Source organism: Stenotrophomonas pictorum JCM 9942 (assembly GCF_001310775.1).
GTDB lineage: Bacteria > Pseudomonadota > Gammaproteobacteria > Xanthomonadales > Xanthomonadaceae > Stenotrophomonas > Stenotrophomonas pictorum.
This window is the reverse complement of the sequence record NZ_BAZI01000402.1, coordinates 1-2,274: the sequence shown is the minus strand read 5'-3', so window position 1 is coordinate 2,274 and position 2,274 is coordinate 1. Positions and strand designations below refer to the sequence as shown.

2 protein-coding genes and 1 pseudogene are annotated in these 2,274 nt (G+C 66.6%); all 3 read left to right on the top strand.

What is annotated here, in order from left to right:
- A pseudogene (locus JCM9942_RS14300) lies at positions 1 to 804 on the top strand (hypothetical protein); the annotation flags it as partial.
- 170 nt (positions 805 to 974) lie between these two features.
- Complete coding sequence (locus JCM9942_RS14295; protein WP_096144985.1) at positions 975 to 2,036, top strand: phage major capsid protein; 1,062 nt, start codon at positions 975 to 977, stop codon at positions 2,034 to 2,036.
- 49 nt (positions 2,037 to 2,085) lie between these two features.
- A partial coding sequence (locus JCM9942_RS14290; RefSeq protein ID WP_157722950.1) for a hypothetical protein occupies positions 2,086 to 2,274 on the top strand: 189 nt, incomplete at its 3' end.

Below are 2,274 nucleotides of genomic sequence, written 5' to 3'. Positions count from 1 at the left end.
CGCCGCACAGCCCGACGCGATCGACGCGAGATCAAGGATCTGGGCATCGCCAACGAGCGCACCCAGAAGCGCTTCCGCGAACTGAGCGAGCGGGCCGCGGAGGTCGAGGCGCTGCGCCCGGCCGCCGAGCGTGGCCAGCAGTGGGAGGAGACCATCAAGTCCACCGGCGCGAATCCGGAGCAGATGGGCAACGCGCTGAACTACCTGGCCGCCATCAACTCGCGCGACCCGGCCGCCATGGGGCAGGCCTACGACTTCATGCAGCAGGAGATGGCGTGGCTGGCCAAGGAGCTGGGCCGGCCGGCACCGGGCTATGACCCGCTGACCGAGCATGCCGACTTGGCCAAGCAGGTGACCGATGGCGACATGACCCGCGCCGCGGCGGAGGAGCTGATCCGGACGCGCCGCGCCACGGCACTTCAGCAGGACAGCCAGCAGCGCCAGCGCCAGCAGGCCGAGCAGGAAGCCAGTGCAGAGCAGGCCCACCAGCAGGCGCTGCAGCAGGTCGGCGCCCTTGGCCAGCAGCTGCGTGCTGCTGATCCCCTGTTCGAAGCCAAGTTCAAGGCCATCCAGCCGATGGTCGCGGTGATCCAGAGCACCCTGCCGCCCCAGCAGTGGGCAGCGGCAATCCAGCAGGCTTATCTGGCAGCACCAGCACCGGTTGCAACGCCGCCGGCCCAGCGCCCGCCCGCTGCGGCACCGAACAATCCCGCCCGCGCCACCGGCGTTGACCTGAGCAAGGCGCCGACGAAGGAAAACGCATTTGACTTCGGCGTGGCCGCCGCCAAGGCACAGGGCCGGTAACCCCGTTGACTGGCATGCCGGCTGGCGCATATTGCGATCCAGCCGGCCAACGCCGGCATCGCGAGTGACGTAAGCCGGGTTCGCCGCCGGTAGCGCTGAAACGAGAGTCGCGCCCTCGGAACGCGAGAGACCACGCCCACACGGGCTCCTCTTTCCCTCCGAGGTGCGATATGCCTTTGACTCCCGCCCAGTTGGCCTCCGGCGCCAACTACCAGATGCAGTCCTATGCGACTGACGACCCGATTGATCAGTTCACCAGTGAGCGCCCGACGGCGAAGTGGCTGATCGACAACAAGATCGAAACCGTCTTCGGTAATGGCATCTTCAACGAGAAGGTGCGCTTCACCAACGACAGCAACTACCAGAACTATTCCGGCGATGACCAGGTCACGTTCAACCGGAAGGACACCGTGCGCCCGGCCCCGTATCAGCACTACGAGGCGCACGACGGCTTCAGCCTCAACGAGACCGAGCTGGCCAACAACGGCATCATCCTGACCGACGACAAATCGGCTCAGATGACCGATGCCGAGAAGATTCAGATCGTGGACAAGCTCCAGGAGGGCTGGACCACGCTGAAGGACGGCTTCCAGGAGAACTGGGATCTCGAGATCCACCTGGATGGCTCGGCCAACCCGAAGGCGGTGCCGGGCTTGGACGCGCTGGTCAGCACCACGCCGGACGTTGGCGTGATCGGTGGCCTTGATGCCGCCAATGCCGCCTGGTGGCGCAACTGGGCCCTGATGGGTATCAGCACCGCCACCGCAGGCAACCTGGTTGCGCAGCTGGAGAAGCTGTGGCGCCAGACCATCACCTACGGCAAGTTGGGCGCGCCGAACTACATTCCGGTCGGCTCGGATATGTACGACGCGCTGCTGGCTGACGCACTGAAGGTGATCGGGCGGCAGATCAACATGGGTGGCACCTCCACCGGTGGCGTGACCGTGGACCCGAGCACCAAGGCGCTGGCCTTCAAGGGCGTGCCGGTGGTGTGGGATCCGACCTTCGATGCGCTGGACGAGGAGCTGGGGCCGATCACCCACCCGTGGAAGAAGCGCGGCTACTTCCTCAACAGCAAGGCCATCCGCCTGCGCCCGGTCAAGGGCCGCTGGATGATCCGCCGCACCCCGCCGCGCGTGTACGACCGCTACACGTACTACTTCGGCCTGACGGCGGACTACGGCCTGACCTGCCGCAAGCGCAACTCGAACGCGGTTTTCAGCATCGCCTGATCACCCCCAATGTGCCGGCGGGGTGAGCCTCGCCGGTCAGGAGAAAGAAATGCCGAACACGAAAACCATCGCGGGCAGCGCCATCGTTGCCCTGGACAAGACGCCGCTACTGGGTGGCGAAGGCCGCGAGGGCTTGGCCCATCTCGGCGGCAATGCCTCGGTCACCACCGGCGTACTGCTGCAGGGCCACCCGGGCCTGGCCAGCGGTGCCACCCCAGCGGCCGGTGACGCCGGCTGG